Raw genomic sequence first — 19,263 nt, 5'->3', positions numbered from 1 at the left:
TTCTATGCGACTTGCGATTGTCCTCCCAAAAGATTTAACTCTTCAGCGGGTTTTAATTTATTTCCTGAAGTAACTACCGGGCGATATTTCATCAGCGCTTCTGCTAAAATAAAATCTCGCGGTGTTGTGATTTTGATATTGTCAGGATTTCCGTCAACGAGATGAATTTTTTCTCCACTCGCTTCCACTACCGAAGCGTCATCGGTGAAATGAATTTTATATTCAGCCGTTGAATATGCTTTTTTGAGAATGCTTGCGAGAAAACACTGCGGTGTCTGAATAATGCAGTAGCGCGTGCGATCCACCGCAATGCTTTTGGATGAATCAATCTGGCGGATGGAATCCGTAAGCGGAATAGCAGGCACGGCATTGCCGTACATCTCAGCCGCTTTGAACGAGGTAACAATTGTTTTTGCGCTCACAAGCGGACGAACAGAATCATGAATGGCCACAATGCCTTCATCGTCCACAAGCGCTAACCCGTTCTTCACCGATTCAAAACGATTTTCACCACCTTCGGTGATTTTTACTTCCGTGTTGAAATTATGTTCTTTACAGAGTTCGTTCCAGAAAGAAATCTGGTCTTTATGCAACACGAGAATAATTTCAATATTCAAACCCGCTTCCGCGAATTTTGTAATCGCGTGCATGATGACGGGCTTGCCGTCAAGTTTCATGAATTGTTTTGGAACGGGAGTGTTTGCGCGGGTGCCGTTTCCGCCTGCTACAATGATGGCGTACTTCTTAAGAAGAATGTCTGTCATATTTCTGTTTCGTCTGAATGAAAAATAATTTCTGATGCAAAGTAATAGAATATTTTTTTCACCGACAACACTTTTCCGAATTATTTATCAGAAAACTTTTTGACAAAGATTGTTGATGTGAAGTTGCTTCGAAAAATATTTTCGAGGCAATTAAAATAAAAAACCGACTTGCTATAAGCAAATCGGGTTTGAAAAAATATTTCACGCAATACGAATTACAAAATCAACATCGCATCACCGTAGGTGAAGAACTTGTATTTGTCCTTGATGGCTTCTTTGTATGCTTTCATCATGAGGTCATATCCTCCAAAGGCGCACACCATGATGAGCAAAGAAGATTCTGGAGTGTGAAAGTTGGTGATCATGCTGTCGGCAATGCGGAAATTGTAAGGAGGAAAAATAAATTTGTTCGTCCATCCTTTGAACGGCTTCAAGCGGTTGATGGTAGATACAGAAGTTTCTACAGCGCGCATGCCCGTGGTTCCCACCACACAGACTTTTTTTCCGGAGTTTTTAGCAGTGTTGACCACATCCACAGCATCCTGCGGAATTTCCATTTCCTCCGAATCCATTTTATGTTTAGTGAGATCTTCCACTTCAATAGGGCGAAAGGTTCCTAAGCCAACGTGCAGCGTGAGTTCTGCAAAATTAATTCCGCGGATTTGTAATTTTCGAACTAGCTCTCTGCTGAAATGCAAACCGGCAGTAGGCGCGGCAACCGCTCCTTCAATCTTTGCGAACACAGTTTGATAGCGCTCGGCATCGCTCGGTTCAGGTTTGCGCTTGATATATTTTGGCAGCGGTGTCTGCCCCATGTTGGTTAGCAGCGTTTTAAATTCTTCGTAATGTCCGTCAAAAAGAAAACGCAATGTTCTTCCGCGCGAAGTGGTGTTGTCAATCACTTCGGCAACGAGTGAGTTTCCATTGTTCTCAAAATAAAGTTTGTTGCCTATACGGATTTTCCGCGCAGGGTCAACCAGCACATCCCATAAACGGCTTTCGCGGTTGAGTTCGCGCAGCAAAAAAACTTCAATGCGCGCTCCGGTTTTTTCTTTGTTGCCATACATGCGCGCGGGAAACACCTGCGTGTTGTTCACCACCATGGCATCGCCCGGCTCAAAATAATTTATAATGTCTTTAAATTTTTTATGCTCAATTTTTTTAGTAGCACGGTGCACTACCATCATGCGTGCATCTTCGCGGTTTTTGGCTGGATACTCGGCAAGCAGATCTTTCGGCAAATTGAATTTGAATTGTGATAATTTCATATAATTTATTAGGTTTTTACAAAAAGGGGGCGAATGTACTCTTCCACAGAGGGCTTGTCAAGGGTTTCGAGATATTTATTTTGGGCGCGTCCCTTGAAGACTCGGGTCACGCTTTCGCCACTCGCAATCACGCGAGACGCGTGATGTGCTCAAACAAATGGCTCAATCGTTCGCGCGAACAACAAACAGCCGTATGGGGTGGGGGTTCTCGTTTACCCCCGATTTCATCGGGGGCTACTAATATTTTTCCCCTACGGGGAAAGAACAACATCTGTTTTTATTTTTCTTCACTCCGTTGGAGTGAAATATTAATAGCCCCGACATTTATGTCGGGGGGAAATGTTGCGTTAAAAAATCCCCTCTCCTTTTTAAGGAGAGGGACAGGGGTGAGGTCTTAAAAAATTATTTCTTTTTCTTCTTTGCCGCAGATTTCTTCTTCGGAGAAGATTTCTTAACGGGTTTACTTTCCGCTTTGGCAATCTTCTTCCTCTCCTTTGCCCGCTCCTTCATTTTTTTCATAGCGGTACGTACCGGAATTCTTTTCTTGGGAGCAACGGGTTCAACGGCTTCCATCCAGTCTTTTATTTCACTTGCATCCTTGAGTTTATATTTTCCGATTCGAGTTCTGCAAAGAGAAGCAAGAACGCCACCGCAACCCAATTGCCTTCCTAAATCATGTGCAAGCGAACGGACATAAACTCCTTTTCCGCATGTTACTTTGAATTCAACCATCGGCAGAAGCACGCTTACGATTTCAAACTTGGAAATATTTACCAGAACGGGTTTCACATCGGGCTGACCTCCGCTTCGCGCGATATCGTAAGCGCGTTCGCCCTGAATTTTTTTCGCGGAGAAGTTGGGTGGATACTGCCACACAGCACCGACAAATTTTTTTGCGGCTTCATTGATAAGCTGCGGAGTGATATGTGCAATGGGATAACGTTCATCAATCTGCGTTTCAAAATCGTAAGATGGTGTGGTGGCACCGAGCATTATCGTGCCGGTATATTCTTTTTCCAGTCCTTGAAACTGGTCAATCTTTTTGGTGTTCTTTCCTATACATATAATAAGGAGTCCGCTGGCGAGCGGATCTAGAGTACCTGCGTGCCCAATCTTTACAAAAGGAATCTGATAAGTATGACGTACATCGCTGCGCATTTTATTCACCACGTCAAACGAAGTCCATGACTTTGGCTTGTTGACGAGAATGGTTTGCCCGTTGTAGAAATCGTTCTGCGTTATTTTGCTCATGGGGTTAAATTAATTCCCAAATATATACTTAAACTGATAAACAAAACGCCAAGAATAATTCTGTAATAACCAAAATGTTTGAACCCGTATTTCTGAACGAAAGCGATGAATCCTTTCACCGCAATTATCGCGAAGGCGAAAGCAACTGCTGCCCCGATGAGAAGAAGTTTAATGTTTTCAGAATGAATCATGTCTTTCGATTCCCATAAATCTTTTCCGGAAGCGGCAAGCATGGTGGGTATGGCAAGCAGAAAAGAAAATTCTGTGGCAAGTTTTCTGTCGAAGCCGGAAAAAATTCCTCCGAAGATGGTTGCTGCCGCGCGCGAAATACCCGGAATCATAGAAAGACACTGGAATAATCCGATCTTCATCGCATCTAAGTAGGAAACATTTTCAATTTTTTCGTAAGAAGATTTTTTGTTTGCTGTCCATTTATCAAGTAGAATTAAAATTATTCCTCCGACAATCAGCGCGATACTTACTACAAATGGATTGAACAAATATAGCTTGATGGTTTTATAAGCGAGAATACCAATGATTCCTGTGGGAAGAAATGCCGCTATTAGTTTGAGGTAAATATCAATGCTTACAAAAAATCTTTTTATGTATAACACCGCCACTGCCAGGATGGCTCCGAGCTGAATTACGATTTCAAAAGTTTTTGCAAACTCTGCATCCTGCACTTTCATCACTGCTGAAGCAAGAATCATGTGCCCGGTAGAGGAGACCGGAAGAAATTCCGTAATGCCTTCGATGATTGCGAGAATGATTGCCTGGAAAGTAGTCATTACTTATTCCTTCGGCTTCTTGATGATGGCGAGCAGTACAACCACATATCCGCCAATGATTACAATCGGAGCAAGCGTTAATCGTTGAAAGTCAAAAATCTTTTCCGACATTTTATTCGGATCATCGGAAGCGCCTCCCACCATGAGCAGCATTCCGATTGCCACCACCGCAATACCCATGAGCATTAATTTATAATTGTCTTTGCTGAAAGCAAAAGTTGATTTTTCCTGCTGAGGAGCAACTGTTTTTGTCTGCGCAGAAGTTTTTTGTTTTTCTTTAGCCATGCTCTGTAAATTGAATGCGAATATACAAATCAAAATTATATGACTATGCTTCTCCATCCGTTTAAGGAGAAGGTTGGGATGAGTTTTAACACTTTTTAATAATAAAGTTCACCTGAACTAAGCCGCAAGTATTTTCTCACAGCAAGGAATGTGGAGATTCCGGATATAAAGACACCCAGAATCAAAATAATTCCGAAGAGATAAAACATCATTTGCATATCCGTTACCTGTTCGAGATCGGGGATTTTTTTAACGGCAGTGAAAATAATTCCCCACAGCAGGATGCTCGCAATAAAACCGGCAATGATTCCGTGCTTGATTCCATCCATGAGAAAAGGCTTTCGGATGAATCCTCCGGTTGCACCAACCAACTGCATCGTCTTGATCAGAAACCGTTTTGAATAAATCGCTAGGCGAATCGTGTTGTTGATGAGCGCAAGTGAAATAAATAAAAGCAGTGCGATGAAAATGAGAAGCACCAGTGCGATACGGTTTACATTTTTGTTAACCATGTTGACGAGCGATTCCTGATAATCAAATTCTTTTACGCTGCTGAAATCCATAATTTGATTTTTTATCCAGGCGATGCTGTCGGGGTTTGCGTAATCTGCCTTCAACTGAACTTCCATGGAAGAAGGAAGTGGATTGTATCCGATGAATTGCACAAAATCTTCTCCCACATCGTTTTTGTAAAGTGAAGCGGCAGAATCTTTGCTCAGATACATGGCAGATTTAACATAGTTGCATGCGTTCAGAAAATTATGCAGACGTTCTATTTCATCTTCTTTCGCATTATCCTTCAGGTAAACATGAAAGCCGATATTTTCTTTCAGGTGGTCAGAGATTTTTTTCGCGCTGATAAGAAATATTCCCAGAAGCCCCAGCAAAAACAAAACAAGCGAAACACTTATTACGGTGGTGATGGAGGAAGACTGTATTTTTTTTCTGCGTTTTTCTTCAGACATGGGGCGAAGTTAGTTAATGATGGTTGATGGTTGATGGTTGATGGTTGATGGTTATCCATATCCGATTGTTAATTCTGATTTTCCGATTAACGAATAACCATTAACTATTAACTTCGCAACAGTATGGCTTATCCTTTTAATGAGATAGAAAAAAAGTGGCAAAATTACTGGCGAGATCATAAAACTTTCCGTGCGGTGAATCCCTCCCCTAACGGGGGAGGAAAGGAGGGGGCTCCAAAGTACTATGCACTCGATATGTTTCCTTATCCATCGGGTGCTGGTCTACACGTTGGACATCCGCTTGGTTACATAGCTTCTGATATTGTTGCACGTTACAAACGTTTGAAGGGATTCAACGTACTTCACCCGATGGGTTATGATTCTTTTGGTTTGCCCGCTGAACAATATGCGATTCAAACAGGACAACATCCCGAAAAAACTACAAAGGAAAATATTGCGCGTTATCGTTCGCAAATGGATAAGATTGGTTTTTCATTTGATTGGGATAGAGAAGTACAAACATCCGATCCGAATTATTATAAATGGACGCAGTGGATTTTTCTGAAGCTGTTTAATTCATGGTACAATCCTGAAATAGACAAAGCGGAATCACTTGATACATTAATTCCAAAACTGAAAAACTTTTCTTCGCTTTCAGAGAAAGAAAAATCTGATTTACTCATGAACTATCGCCTTGCGTATCTCAGCGAAGCATGGGTGAACTGGTGTCCGCAAATGGGAACTGTTTTAGCAAATGAAGAAGTGAAGGACGGTGTAAGCGAACGCGGTGGTTATCCTGTTGAAAGAAAATTAATGCCTCAGTGGAGTTTGAGAATCACAGCGTATGCGGAAAGATTATTAAATGATTTGGAAAAAATTGAGTGGAGCGAATCCATAAAAGAATCTCAGCGTAACTGGATTGGGAAAAGTGAAGGAAGTAGTTTAAAGTTCAAAGTTGAAAGTTCAAAGTTGGAAATAGAAGTATTTACCACTCGCCCCGACACAGTTTTCGGAGCTACGTTTTTAACACTTGCTCCCGAAAGTGATTTAGTTGCTCAACTCACTGCGCAAGAACAAAAGCAAAAAGTACAAGAGTATGTTCACTACGCGAAAAACCGAAGTGAAAGAGAAAGGCAATCTGAAGTAAAAAAAGTTACGGGAGAATTTACCGGCTCATTTGCTATTCATCCGTTCACCGGAAAACAAATTCCGATTTGGATTGGAGATTACGTGCTGGCAGGTTACGGAACCGGTGCCGTGATGGGTGTTCCCGCGCACGATTCCCGCGACCATGCGTTTGCAAAACATTTTGGATTGCCGATTGTTCAAGTCATCCAACCACCAGCAAATTCCTCCCCCGATGGGGGAGGTCAGGATGGGGCTTCGTCTTATGACGCGAAAGAAGGAAAATGCATTAACTCGGATTTTCTGAACGGACTGGATGTGAAAGATTCCATCAAGCGGGCAATAAAAGAAATTGAAGCGAAAGGATTGGGAAAAGGAAAAACGCAGTTCCGTCTGCGTGATGCAATTTTCGGCAGACAGCGTTACTGGGGAGAACCCATTCCGATTTATTATGATAACGGAATTCCAAAAGCGGTGGAGGAAAAAGAATTGCCAGTTGTTCTTCCTGAAGTAGATAAATATTTACCTACTGAAGACGGTGAACCGCCACTCGCCCGTGCAAAAAACTGGAGGTATCAGGGAAAATACGAATACGAAAAAACAACCATGCCCGGCTGGGCGGGAAGCAGTTGGTATTATTTGCGCTACATGGATTCGCAAAATAAAAATGAGTTTGCGAGCAAGGATGCAATTAATTATTGGCGCGATGTAGATTTATACATTGGCGGAAGCGAACACGCCACAGGACATTTGCTTTACGTACGCTTCTGGACAAAATTTTTATTTGACTTGAATTTGATTCCGATAATTGAACCTGCGAAGAAGCTGATTAATCAGGGGATGATACAGGGGAGATCCAATACTATTTTTCGCTTTTTTGATACTGACCTATATATATCTAATGCGCTTATGGATGAATGGGGAGCATGTGTTGCAGAAAGATTTCAAAATACGAATAATCGTTTCACAAAATATTTCATTGATAAACTTGGCGTTGAGTATTTTGAAAAAAACATTAAATCAAAACTAACTACTTCAATTGCTGCAAGCCAATTTTATATCGATGTAAACATTGTTAAAAACGATGTGCTAAATCAAGACGCATTTAGAAAATCAAGAAAGGAAAATACTGATGCAATATTTCTTACAGGTGAAGATGGGCAATATTATTGCGGAGTTATTGAGAATGAAAAGATGTCAAAATCCAAACTAAATGTTGTTACCCCAGATGACATCTGCACAAAATTTGGCGCTGACACTTTGCGTTTATACGAAATGTTCCTCGGTCCGTTGGAGATGAGCAAGCCCTGGAACACCAACGGAATTTCAGGGGTATTTAATTTTCTGAATCGTTTCTGGAGATTGTTTCATAAAGAGAACCCAACTAAAAATCCTGAGGAGAAACTTCAGAATCCTGAATTCTGGGAAGTGAGCGATGAGGAGCCGACAAATGCAGAATTAAAAATTCTTCACAAAACGATTAAAAAAATCCAGGATGACATAGAAAATTATTCTTTCAATACTTCTGTGAGCGCGTTTATGATTTGTACGAACGAGCTCATGGAAATAAAATGCGACAAGAAGAAAATTCTGGAGCCGCTGGTAATTCTTCTTTCTCCGTTTGCCCCGCACATCGCAGAAGAACTTTGGAATAAACTCGGACATAAAGAAAGTATTTCGTTTGCTGAGTTTCCAAAATACAACGATGCATTTACAGTGGATGATTCTTTTGCTTATCCTGTTTCCTTCAACGGAAAAATGCGCTTCAATCTTGAACTTTCACTGAGTTTAACTGCTGCAGAAATTGAAAAGGAAGTGATGGCTTGCGAACAAACAAATAAATACCTCGAAGGAAAACAACCGAAGAAAATCATCGTTGTACCTAAAAAGATTGTAAATATTGTACTATAAATTGCCAAATTGCTAAATTGTTATATTGATGAAAAGGGCACGTTAATTGCCCTGTCCAAGTATGTTTCACAATAAAAAAATACTCCTTTTTTCATTTCTGATTTTCCTGTCTTTCGGATTTATTATTGATTCATATCAAAATGATTTTATCGATAACTCAGCAATTCAGCAATTCAGCAATTCAACAATTATTCCAGCCGATTCACTTCGCACCGTCAAGAATGAATCATTCAAGCGAGGTGAAAAGTTAAAATACAGAATGCATTATGGTTTCATCAATGCGGGAGAAGTTCTTATGCAAGTGTTGGATGAGAACAAACTGATTGGCGGAAGAAATACATTGCACATCATCGGACTCGGGTATACTTACAGTTCGTTTGACTGGATGTTCATGGTGTGCGATAAATATGAAACGTACATTGATGAACAGGCAATGGTGCCCTGGCTTTTCATCAGGCGCGTGCAGGAGGGAGGATACCATCTCGAGCAGAATCAGATTTTTAATCATTATAAAAACACTATGGATATGGACGGGAAAAAATTTGAAGTTCCGGATAATGTTGAAGATATGATTTCATCTTTTTATTTTGCACGTACTATTGATTTTTCAAGCGCGAAGGAAGGAGATGTGTTTGAGTTTCCTTGTTTTGTAGATGATCAGGTATGGCCGTTGAGAATAAAATACATCGGAAAGGAAACCATTAAATCAGACATTGGAAAAATCCGCTGCATAAAATTTCACCCGGTAGTTCAGCAGGGAAGGGTTTTCAAAAAAGAAGAGGACCTCACCGCGTGGATTTCAGATGATAAAAACAGGATTCCCATCCGTGCGGAAGCAAAAATTGCCGTGGGCTCTGTCAAAATGGATTTGATGGAGTATACCGGACTCGCCAACGAACTCGCTCTTGAGAAGAAATAATAATTCCTACATTCGTCATTGCAATATTAAATTTTCTTTATGGAATTAACTCCCGAAGTTACTGAGCGTTTGAAAAAACTGGACGAGAAGTATCAGGCAATGGGGCAAAGCATGCCGAATTATCTGGACGGACTTCTTATATCCAATTACCTGACTTACTGGGATTACACGCATGTGGACAAACTTCTCACGCTGCAAAATCCAAAAACGGATTTCCCGGATGAGTTGATCTTTATCATGTACCACCAGATTACGGAATTGTATTTCAAACTTTCGCTTCATGAACTTGAACAGATTGCCCATAACGGAAAAAAAGTAATGCCTAACGGTGAAGACCTCGGCTGGAACGACCGGATGAATGTGAAGTTTTTTACAGAACGTTTAGGTCGCATCAACCGTTACTTTGAAGCGCTCACAAAATCTTTTGACATCATGGGTTCCGGCATGGAGCCGCAGCAGTTTCTCAGTTTCCGGATGGCGCTTCTGCCCGCAAGCGGATTCCAGAGTGCGCAGTACAGGGTGGTGGAAATAAGTTCTACCGATTTCATTCAGCTGGTGGATAAGGATGTGAGGGAAAAGTTCCGGGGCAAAAATTCCTCCATTGAGGAAATGTATGAACACATTTACTGGAAGCAGGGAGCCACCGAACTTGCCACAGGAAAAAAGACTCTTACTCTCAAGCAGTTTGAAAAAAAATATTCCAGGCAGTTTATTCAGCTGGCGAAAGAGTATAAAGACAAAAATATATGGGCGAAGTACAAATCTCTTTCTGCCGAAGAACAAAAGAATGCTGATTTGATAAACGCCTTACGGCAACTGGATGTGAATGTAAATGTGAACTGGCCTCTTGTGCATTACAGGTCGGCAGCGCGCTATCTTCAGCAGGATGAAAAACAAGTGGCAGCCACCGGAGGAACCAACTGGCAGAAATATCTTCCTCCGAGATTTCAACGAAGAATTTTCTATCCTGAATTATGGTCAGAAACGGAAAAGAAGGAATGGGGAAAACAATGGGTGGAGGACGCAACTGCCCGAAAATAATTTTTCATGTGGATACGGCTCATACAGTTTCTTCTCAGCTCAGCTGTGGTTACGTTCATTGTCAGGAATTCGAAGAGAATAATTATTCCTGGTTTTGAAAAAATTCCATTGTATGATGTAGCCGGTTTTTTCTGGAAGGGAATCACCAAAGGTTCTCTTCCGATGCGCGCGTCTGCTGTGGCATTTAGTCTTTTTCTCGCCATATTTCCAAGCATTATATTTCTCTTCACGCTCATTCCATACATTCCCATTGCGAATTTTCAGGAACAACTCCTTGGCTTGTTCGCAAGTGTGATGCCGCATAATGCGTATGAAGCAACAAAAGATACGATAATGGATATTGTAACGAACCAGCGGGGAGGTTTGCTTTCCATCGGATTTATTTCAGCGATGTATTTTTCCACCAACGGATTCAACGCGCTCATCACCGCCTTTAACACTTCTTATCACGATATTGAAACGCGAAAGCCAATTCATCAGCGGCTGGTTTCAGTTTTGTTGGTTGTCATTTCGACTGTTTTAATCGTGATTGCCATTGGGCTTATCATCTTCAGCGAAATAGCCATTCATAAAATTTTTACACACGGTGAATTTGTCTATCATCTGATTCGTTTTGGCAGGTGGATAATTCTTTTCTGCCTTTTCTTCTGCCTTATTTCATTTATGTATTATCTGGGACCCTCTCAAAAAGTCCGCTGGAAATTTATTTCAGCCGGCTCCACCATGTCAACACTACTGATGGTGATTACGTCATCGGGATTTGCGTATTACGTTGATCATTTCGGAAAATACAACAAACTTTACGGCTCTATCGGAACGTTGATTGTAATTCTGCTCTGGATTTATTTCAACGCGCTGGTGTTACTCGTGGGTTTTGAGCTCAACGCCAGCATTAAACAGGCGAAGCACAAGCAAACTTCTCTATAATTTTTTCAGTGAAAGAAAATCTTCTAAAGTATTTCAGCAGTTTTCTTTTTACTCATGTAGTAGAAGCAAGAAAAAGCGATGTGAGCGGAAAGATTGAAGTGCTTTATTCAAACGGAAAATATGTTTTGGATTCTGAGCATGTGAATTATTCTTTTGGCGGACTTCACAAAGTTTTTCAGATAGTATTCAAACGATTTGGAATCAAACAAAGAAAGATTAACAATGTGTTAATTCTTGGTTTTGGCTGCGGAAGCGTGGCAAGTATTCTGCAGGAGGAATACAAAAAAAATCTTGAAATGGTCGGTGTGGAGAAGGACGAAGCCGTTATTGAATTGGCAAAAAAATATTTTTTCATTGAGAAGTACAAACATCTTTCACTTCACTGTGAAGACGCGTATGATTTTGTTCAACGATGTAATGAAAAATTTGATTTAATCGCCATGGATGTTTTTGTTGATATTGATATTCCGGAAAAATTTCTGGATGAAATATTTTTATCCGCAGTAAGCAATCTGTTATCCGATAAAGGAATATTATTTTACAACCTCGTTATCTACAACGAAAAAATAAGAGATAAAGGTGCGCATCTCTACAAGCAGATGAATCGTTTTATAGGCAACACAGAATGGAGCAGGATTTTTGCCCAGCGAACTGAGAACTGGGTTTTTGTTAGCCACAAATTGCACTAATTGTCACGAATTTTTCTTATTGATATTAATTCGTACTAATTCGTGAAATTAGTGTTTACTAAAAAGAAAGAATAGTTTTTCTAAGAATAGAAACACATTCCATCAGTTGTTTTTCAGTGATGAGAAGAGGAGGAGCAAGACGGATGATATCTTCGTGAGTGGGTTTGGCAAGCAATCCGTTTTCTTTTAAAGCGAGGCAAAGTTCCCATGCGGTTTTATTTTTTCTTTCTTTGATAACAATAGCGCAAAACAATCCTTTTCCCCGAACGGTTTTAACAACATCGCTTTTCTCACCCTGTATTTTTTTCAGTTCGTTCAGAAGAATTTTTCCAAGACGATAAGAATTCTCATACATATTCTCATCTTCCAAAACATTTACAGAAGCAATCGCCACTTTGCATGCGAGCGGATTTCCTCCGTATGTAGAACCATGTTCACCCGGTTTTATACAGAGCATAATTTCATCACCAGCGAGAACAGCAGATACAGGCATTGTTCCACCAGAAAGCGCTTTCCCGAGAATCAAAATATCCGGACGAACATTCTCATGATCACAACACAAACGTTTTCCTGTTCTGCCGAGTCCGGTTTGAATTTCATCGGCAATGAAAAGTACATTTGATTTTTTGCAGAGCTCAAAACATTTTGCAATGTATCCATCATCCGGAATTACAACACCGCGTTCACCTTGAATCGGCTCCACCAAAAATCCCGCAACGTTTTTATCCTTCAGAGCGTTGGCAAGAGCGTTCACGTCATTATAAGGTATAACAACTATTCCCGGGGTGAAGGGACCAAAATTATTTTTCGCGTCAGGGTCGGAAGAAGCAGAAACTATAGTGATAGTTCTTCCGTGAAAATTTCCTTCACAGACAATTATTTTCGCCTCGTTTGCAGCAATTCCCTTTTTCTCGTATGCCCATTTGCGGCAGAGTTTCATTGCGGTTTCCACACCTTCAGCTCCAGTATTTGCGGGAAGAACTTTTTCGTAACCAAAATACTGCGTGATAAATTTTTCGTATTCGCCCAAAGATGAATTGTAGAAAGCGCGTGAAGTAAGCGTAATTTTTTTTGCCTGTTCGATAAGTGCGTTAACAATCTTCGGATGACAATGTCCCTGGTTCACGGCAGAATAAGCCGAAAGAAAATCAAAATATTTTTTACCGTCCATGTCCCAGACAAAAACTCCTTCTCCCCTGTCAAGAACAACCGGAATGGGATGGTAATTGTGAGCACCGTAATGGTTTTCCAACTCCATTGCTTTTTGCGAAATTGATTTTTCAGCCATTGTTTCCATTCGTGAAAATTGAAGTACGAATGTACGAAATTTATCCTGCTAACTTTGTCGCGATGAAGACGAGACAAACATTTCAGAATGTAGAAATCACAGATATCAGCACGGAGGGAAAAGGAATCGGACGTGTAAATAATATTGTATGCTTCATTGATTTTGCGGTGCCGGGCGATGTCGTGGATATTGAAATCACGAAAAAGAAAAGCAATTACCGCGAAGGGAAAGTAATGCACTATCAAAAATATTCTGAGAAAAGAGCCGAACCTGTTTGCAAACACTTCGGAACATGCGGAGGATGTAAGTGGCAGAATTTAAATTATGAAACGCAATTATTTTACAAACAGAAATATGTGGGAGACGCGCTGACGAGAATCGGAGGACTTTCCCAAAACACGAGCAAATTTTTTCCAATCATTCCTTCGAAAAATATTTTTCATTATCGCAATAAGCTCGAATTTACTTTCTCAAACAAAAAATGGCTGACGGATATGAACCTGAAGCCGGAAATCTGGAACCAGCAGCAAAACGGATTGGGCTTTCATATTCCAAAACTATTTGATAAAGTTCTCGATATTGAACAATGCCATTTGCAGGAAGATCCATCGAATGCGGTTCGTTTGGAAGTCAAAAAGTATGCACTTGAAAATAAATTAGAGTTTTTTGACATAAGAAGGCAAACCGGCTTCTTGCGGAACCTTATAATAAGGAATACTTCTATCGGGCAGTTGATGGTAGTAGTAGTATTTTTTTATGAAGACAAATTAGCGGGAGAGAAATTATTGAAACACATTTCAGGCAAGTTTACTCAGATAACTTCTCTGCAATACGTCATCAATCCGAAGAAGAACGATTCAATTTTTGATTTGGAAGTAAAAACATTTTCAGGAAATGATTTCATTGAAGAAGAGATGGAAGGATTAAAATTTCGTATCAGCCCCCAATCATTTTTTCAAACGAACTCATCACAAGCCTACGAACTTTATAAGGTTGCAAGAGATTTTGCTGAACTCAAAGGCAATGAAATAGTTTATGATTTATATACGGGCACGGGTACTATTGCAAATTTTGTCTCCCGGCAAGCTAAGAAGGTTATCGGCATTGAATATATTCCGGAAGCGATTGAAGACGCGAAAATGAATTCTCAGATAAATAAAATTTCCAACACAATGTTTTTCGCTGGAGATATACAAGATACGCTGAGCAATGAATTTATTTCTTTTCACGGTAAACCAGATGTAATAATCACTGACCCGCCACGAGCGGGAATGCATGAAGAGGTGGTAAAAAAGATTTTAGAAATTGCTCCCGAAAAGATTATTTATGTTTCCTGCAATCCGGCCACACAGGCAAGAGACATTTCGATGTTGATTGAAAAATATTCTGTAGAAAAAGTTCAGCCCGTTGATATGTTTCCGCACACCGCACATGTTGAAAGTGTGGCAAAGCTTGTAAGAAAATAATTATTTTTCACATCGTTTTTCATAGCGGAAAATAGTTTTCAAAAAAAGTAAATAATTTTTGGAAAGAAAAAAATGTTTTCCTTTGCAACCAAAATTTGATTTCGTGCGTCTTACAATTTAAAAGAATGAACAGAAATTGTAAAACGTTTTAAAAATTTATGTCAAAGAATCTCGTAATCGTTGAGTCGCCAGCCAAAGCAAGAACCATAGAAAAATTTTTAGGTGATGACTTCACTGTGAAGTCCAGCGTGGGGCACATACGAGATCTGCCCAAGAAAAACATGGGCGTTGATATAAAAAAAGATTTTGAACCTGTTTACGAAATTTCTCCCGATAAAAAACAAGTTGTTGCAGAACTCAGGCAGTTGGCGAAAAAAGCTACAACTATCTGGCTTGCAACGGACGAGGACCGCGAAGGAGAAGCCATTGCCTGGCATTTGTGCGGTGCGCTCGGACTCAGTGTGAAAAAAACAAAACGAGTTGTTTATCATGAGATAACCAAAACTGCCATTCAGGAAGCGCTTGCAAATCCGAGAACGATTGACGAAAACCTTGTTAACGCCCAGCAGGCACGCAGGATTCTCGACCGATTGGTGGGCTATGAATTGTCCCCTATATTATGGAAGAAGGTTAAGCCATCACTTTCCGCGGGAAGGGTTCAGTCAGTTTCTGTTAAATTATTAGTAGAACGCGAGCGCGAGATAAATGAATTCGAGATTGCATCCTATTATAAGGTATTGGGTATTTTTTCTGTGAAGGACGAAAACGGAAAGGTTACTTTATTTAAAGGAGAGCATCCTTCAAAATTGAAATCCGAACAGGAAGCAAAAGCACTTCTTGACAAAATAAACGGAGCAAATTTTTCCGTTAAGAACATTGAGAAGAAACCATCACGAAGAACTCCTGCCGCGCCTTTCACTACTTCCACTCTTCAGCAGGAAGCCAGCAGAAAACTCGGCTACTCAGTTTCGCAGACGATGCGCCTTGCGCAGGGATTGTATGAAGCCGGAAAGATAACATACATGCGAACCGATTCAGTAACGCTTTCGGGCTTTGCACTCAATGCGGCAAAGAATGAGATCAACAGGCAATACGGAGATAATTACTGGAAGAAGCGGGAATACCATACCAAATCCGCAAACGCGCAAGAAGCGCACGAAGCGATTCGTCCGACTTTTTTCAGCAACCGAAATGCAGAGGTAGATGACGACCAGCAAAGAAAATTATATGATTTGATTTGGAAAAGAGCCATTGCTTCGCAGATGGCTGATGCGGAATTGGAGAAAACAGTTATCACGCTCAGGCAAAATATGTCGGAAGATGAATTTTTTGCAACAGGAGAAATAATTTTATTTGACGGATTCCTGAAAGTGTATATGGAAGGAACCGATGATGAAGAAGAGAACGAAGAAGGAATTCTTCCTGGCGTAACAGCCGGGCAGGAAATCGGGATAGAAGAAATTTCTGCTACGGAAAGATTTACTCAGCCGCCAGCGCGATACACCGAAGCAAGTCTGGTAAAGAAACTGGAATCACTCGGCATCGGCAGACCTTCCACGTACGCACCAACCATTTCTACTATTGTGAAAAGAAATTATGTTGCGAAAGAGATCCGCGATGGAAGAACACGCAGCTATAAAAAACTTTTACTCAAGGGTGGCAAAGTTTCTCATGAAATGCTAACGGAAATCACAGGAGCTGAAAAAGGAAAATTGTATCCCACCGATATCGGCATGGTGGTGAATGATTTTCTTGAAAGATATTTTCCGCAGATAATGGATTACAAGTTTACGGCTTATGTGGAAGAAGAGTTTGATGAAATTGCCGAAGGAAAACTTTCGTGGAAAAAAATGCTTGCAGAATTTTACGAGCCTTTTCACAAAACAGTTGTAGAAGCTGAAGGAAGTTCAGAACGTCAGAGCGGAGAAAAAATTCTTGGAACAGATCCGAAATCGGGAAGACAAGTGCTCGTTCGTGTTGGACGATTCGGACCCATGGCACAGATAGGACATCAGGATGACAAGGAAAAACCAAAATACGCTTCGCTCCGCAAAGCGCAGAGCATTGAAACCATCACACTGGAGAGTGCGCTGGATCTTTTCAAACTTCCACGCACGCTTGGCAAACACGAGAACGAAGACATTGTGGTGAGCATCGGGCGATTTGGTCCATATATAAAGTATAAGACCGAATTTATTTCTCTTCCTAAAACGGAAGACCCGTACACGATTTCACTTGAACGCGTAATCGAAATTCTCACAGGTCCGCGTTTGCCAAGAACACTCGGGCAATATGAAGGGCAATCTGTGATTGCAGCGAAAGGATTTTTTGGAAATTATCTGAAACATGGAAGCACCAACGCATCACTGCCAAAACGCTTTGATCCTTTCCTCATCACGCTGGAAGAAGCAATTGAAATTTTGAAAGTCAAAATACAGAAAGACAAAGAAAAACACATTAAGAGTTGGGCGGAAGACAGGCGTGTGAAAGTGGTGATTGGCAGATGGGGTCCGTGCATTCAGTCAGGAAAAAAGTTTTTCAAAATACCTGCGGGAAAAGAACCTCTTGAACTTGAATTGGAAGAGTGTTTGGTCATTGCGGGAATTAAGAAAGCGAAGAAAGGAAAGACAGAAAGCAAGTCAAAAGTCCCAAGTCAAAAGCCTAAAGTTGAAAAAGTTAAACCACAAGCAACGAGCCGCAAATTGACAGTCAGCAGCAAACATCTGATTGTAAAAAAAACTTTGCCGAAAAAACCTAAGCTGAGAATTGTGAAAGCGAAGAGGAAGTTTGCAGGGAAGAGACATAGATAGTTCCTTTCATCATTTATTTTCTTTTCAAAACTCTGTTGATAACTGAGATTGCTTCGCTTTGTTTGCAACGAAGGGCTACTTAAATTTGCTTACTAATAATTCAGAAGCTGAAAACAAGTTCAGCATGATTCTATGGAAGACATCTCTCAATTTCTTTCGCCCGTTAATATAGACGCAGCAAATTCATTTCCTGAAAACACGCTGGGTGCTTCTATCCGAAGATTTGTGGATGGAAAACCTTTTCCTGAATTAAAAGGAATGCATCTCGCCATTGTTGGAGTGGAGGAAGAGCGCAGAGCAGTTAATAATGAGGGAAGCGGGCAGTCAGCAAATGCAGTGCGCCCGTATCTCTGCAATTTGTTCAAAGGAAAATACAAGCCGAGAATTGTTGATTTGGGAAATATCAGGCAGGGACACGCAGTGAAGGACTCGTACTTTGCGCTCACAGCAGTTTGCCACGAACTCATAAAAAATAAGATCATTCCCATCGTGATCGGAGGCGGGCAGGATCTGACTTTCCCTATGTATAAAGCGTTTGATAAAATTGAACCGACAATAAATTTAGTGGATGTGGACGCGAAGTTTGATATTGGCGGTCCTGATTCTGAATTTAATTCTTCCGCCTATCTTGGAAAAATAATTCTTCACCAGCCGAACATACTTTTCAATTACAGCAACATCGGCTACCAGACTTATTTCGTGGCGCAAAAAGAAATTGACCTTTTTCATAAACTTTATTTTGATGCTTGCCGTTTGGGTGAAGTCCGCAGTGATATGGAGCAGGTGGAGCCGATTGTTCGCCACGCAGATTTGCTTTCATTCGATATGTCGGCAATACGAATGAGCGATGCACCAGGCAACGGCAACGCATCACCGAACGGGTTTTATGGTGAAGAAGCATGCCAGATTACCCGCTACGCAGGGCTGAGCGATAAACTCAGTGCGATTGGATTTTTTGAAATGAATCCTTCAAAAGATAAACGAGGGCAGACTGCGCATCTTCTCGCACAGATGATTTGGTATTTCATTGAGGGATATTACAAGCGCTATCAGGATTTTCCGTTCAGAAAAAAAACCGATTATCTCAAGTACAGAGTTTCCATCAAGGAAAATAAAAATGAAATTATATTTTACAAATCAAAGCGCTCCGACCGCTGGTGGATGGAAGTTCCGTATCCCACACAGAAAAAATTAAAGTTTGAGCGACAGTGTTTGGTTCCCTGTTCCTACAAAGATTACGAAGAAGCTACCAAGGAAGAAGTTCCTGACCGCTGGTGGCAGACGTATCAGAAATTAACGTAAGAACTAAGTGGTGGGATGGAACAATCATTTTGCTTTCTCGCGAACTATTTCTGCGAAGGAACGATTCTCAATCTTGCTTTCCAGCCACGAAACAAAATCAAAATCCTGAATGATTCCCCGTTCAAACGGGTCCTTCATGATTTGCGTTATTTCCTTTTTCAGTTCGCTGAATGAATGAAGAAGTTCTTTCTGTGAATGAATTTTTGAAAGTTTTTTACGGATGAAATTCAAAATACATTCTTCAAATTTATATAATCGGTTTCGCTTGAGCAGAAAACGATACGTTGAACGAACAAGCGACTGCTGAAGCGCCATGTCGTTTCCTTTGTGCGCCATCCATGTTCTTTTACTATAGGGTGCAAGTCCCGAACACACGTTGATAACGCGAAGTGTTAGCTGAAAGCAAGTGCAATGTTGCGAGGCATTGTGCGGAGGAAGCCGAAGGCAAAAGCAAGTGATAACGA

General features: G+C 40.8%; 16 protein-coding genes. 8 read left to right on the top strand and 8 right to left on the bottom strand.

All coding sequences use genetic code 11. The features are described 5' to 3' along the window. Nucleotides 1–2: 2 nt before the first annotated feature. From HY841_10380 to HY841_10355, 6 genes are all read right to left on the bottom strand, one after another. Nucleotides 3–764, bottom strand: a complete 762-nt coding sequence (locus HY841_10380; protein ID MBI4931160.1) for a 2-C-methyl-D-erythritol 4-phosphate cytidylyltransferase — start codon at nucleotides 762–764, stop codon at nucleotides 3–5. Nucleotides 765–979: 215 nt separating this feature from the next. Next, nucleotides 980–2,032: a tRNA preQ1(34) S-adenosylmethionine ribosyltransferase-isomerase QueA gene (gene queA / locus HY841_10375; GenBank protein ID MBI4931159.1), complete on the bottom strand. Its 1,053-nt coding sequence runs from the start codon at nucleotides 2,030–2,032 to the stop codon at nucleotides 980–982. A gap of 402 nt (nucleotides 2,033–2,434) precedes the next feature. Further along, nucleotides 2,435–3,283: a tRNA pseudouridine(55) synthase TruB gene (gene truB / locus HY841_10370; GenBank protein MBI4931158.1), complete on the bottom strand. Its 849-nt coding sequence runs from the start codon at nucleotides 3,281–3,283 to the stop codon at nucleotides 2,435–2,437. Beyond that, the gene (locus HY841_10365; GenBank protein ID MBI4931157.1) at nucleotides 3,280–4,071 is read right to left on the bottom strand and encodes an undecaprenyl-diphosphate phosphatase; all 792 of its coding nucleotides are present in this window, start codon (nucleotides 4,069–4,071) and stop codon (nucleotides 3,280–3,282) included. The genes truB and HY841_10365 overlap by 4 nt, the downstream gene beginning before the upstream one ends. Nucleotides 4,072–4,074: 3 nt before the next feature. After that, nucleotides 4,075–4,356, bottom strand: a complete 282-nt coding sequence (locus HY841_10360) for a DUF3098 domain-containing protein (GenBank protein MBI4931156.1) — start codon at nucleotides 4,354–4,356, stop codon at nucleotides 4,075–4,077. Between the two features lie 95 nt (nucleotides 4,357–4,451). Further along, nucleotides 4,452–5,321: a cell division protein FtsX gene (locus tag HY841_10355; protein MBI4931155.1), complete on the bottom strand. Its 870-nt coding sequence runs from the start codon at nucleotides 5,319–5,321 to the stop codon at nucleotides 4,452–4,454. A gap of 123 nt (nucleotides 5,322–5,444) precedes the next feature. Between HY841_10355 and HY841_10350 the strand changes: the two genes are divergently transcribed. From HY841_10350 to HY841_10330, 5 genes are all read left to right on the top strand, one after another. Beyond that, nucleotides 5,445–8,357, top strand: coding sequence for a leucine--tRNA ligase (locus HY841_10350; GenBank protein ID MBI4931154.1), 2,913 nt, complete (start codon nucleotides 5,445–5,447; stop codon nucleotides 8,355–8,357). Between the two features lie 61 nt (nucleotides 8,358–8,418). Then, nucleotides 8,419–9,276, top strand: coding sequence for a DUF3108 domain-containing protein (locus HY841_10345; protein ID MBI4931153.1), 858 nt, complete (start codon nucleotides 8,419–8,421; stop codon nucleotides 9,274–9,276). Between the two features lie 39 nt (nucleotides 9,277–9,315). Continuing rightward, entirely contained in the window at nucleotides 9,316–10,317 is a 1,002-nt protein-coding gene (locus HY841_10340; protein ID MBI4931152.1) for a tryptophan 2,3-dioxygenase, read from the top strand. Between the two features lie 6 nt (nucleotides 10,318–10,323). Continuing rightward, complete coding sequence (locus HY841_10335) at nucleotides 10,324–11,244, top strand: YihY/virulence factor BrkB family protein (protein MBI4931151.1); 921 nt, start codon at nucleotides 10,324–10,326, stop codon at nucleotides 11,242–11,244. A gap of 8 nt (nucleotides 11,245–11,252) precedes the next feature. Continuing rightward, nucleotides 11,253–11,933 (top strand): fused MFS/spermidine synthase, encoded by a 681-nt coding sequence (locus HY841_10330; GenBank protein ID MBI4931150.1) that lies wholly within the window; start codon nucleotides 11,253–11,255, stop codon nucleotides 11,931–11,933. A 58-nt stretch (nucleotides 11,934–11,991) separates the two neighbouring features. Here HY841_10330 and rocD read toward each other — a convergent pair whose 3' ends face one another. Further along, nucleotides 11,992–13,221, bottom strand: a complete 1,230-nt coding sequence (gene rocD / locus HY841_10325; GenBank protein ID MBI4931149.1) for an ornithine--oxo-acid transaminase — start codon at nucleotides 13,219–13,221, stop codon at nucleotides 11,992–11,994. A gap of 62 nt (nucleotides 13,222–13,283) precedes the next feature. Between rocD and rlmD the strand changes: the two genes are divergently transcribed. The 3 genes from rlmD to HY841_10310 all read left to right on the top strand — a co-directional run bounded on the left by rlmD (nucleotide 13,284) and on the right by HY841_10310 (nucleotide 18,799). Next, nucleotides 13,284–14,687 carry a 23S rRNA (uracil(1939)-C(5))-methyltransferase RlmD gene (gene rlmD / locus HY841_10320; protein MBI4931148.1) on the top strand — a complete coding sequence of 468 codons (1,404 nt, stop codon included), beginning with the start codon at nucleotides 13,284–13,286 and terminating at the stop codon, nucleotides 14,685–14,687. Nucleotides 14,688–14,845: 158 nt separating this feature from the next. After that, nucleotides 14,846–17,497 carry a type I DNA topoisomerase gene (gene topA / locus HY841_10315; protein ID MBI4931147.1) on the top strand — a complete coding sequence of 884 codons (2,652 nt, stop codon included), beginning with the start codon at nucleotides 14,846–14,848 and terminating at the stop codon, nucleotides 17,495–17,497. 132 nt (nucleotides 17,498–17,629) lie between these two features. Next, nucleotides 17,630–18,799, top strand: coding sequence for a formimidoylglutamase (locus HY841_10310; protein MBI4931146.1), 1,170 nt, complete (start codon nucleotides 17,630–17,632; stop codon nucleotides 18,797–18,799). Nucleotides 18,800–18,823: 24 nt separating this feature from the next. Here HY841_10310 and HY841_10305 read toward each other — a convergent pair whose 3' ends face one another. After that, entirely contained in the window at nucleotides 18,824–19,135 is a 312-nt protein-coding gene (locus tag HY841_10305; protein ID MBI4931145.1) for a hypothetical protein, read from the bottom strand. Nucleotides 19,136–19,263 lie beyond the last annotated feature (128 nt).

Source organism: Bacteroidota bacterium (genome assembly GCA_016213405.1).
Lineage (GTDB): Bacteria > Bacteroidota > Bacteroidia > Palsa-948 > Palsa-948 > Palsa-948.
Note: the sequence above shows the minus strand (reverse complement) of the source record. Positions and strands in the feature narration are given on the sequence as shown.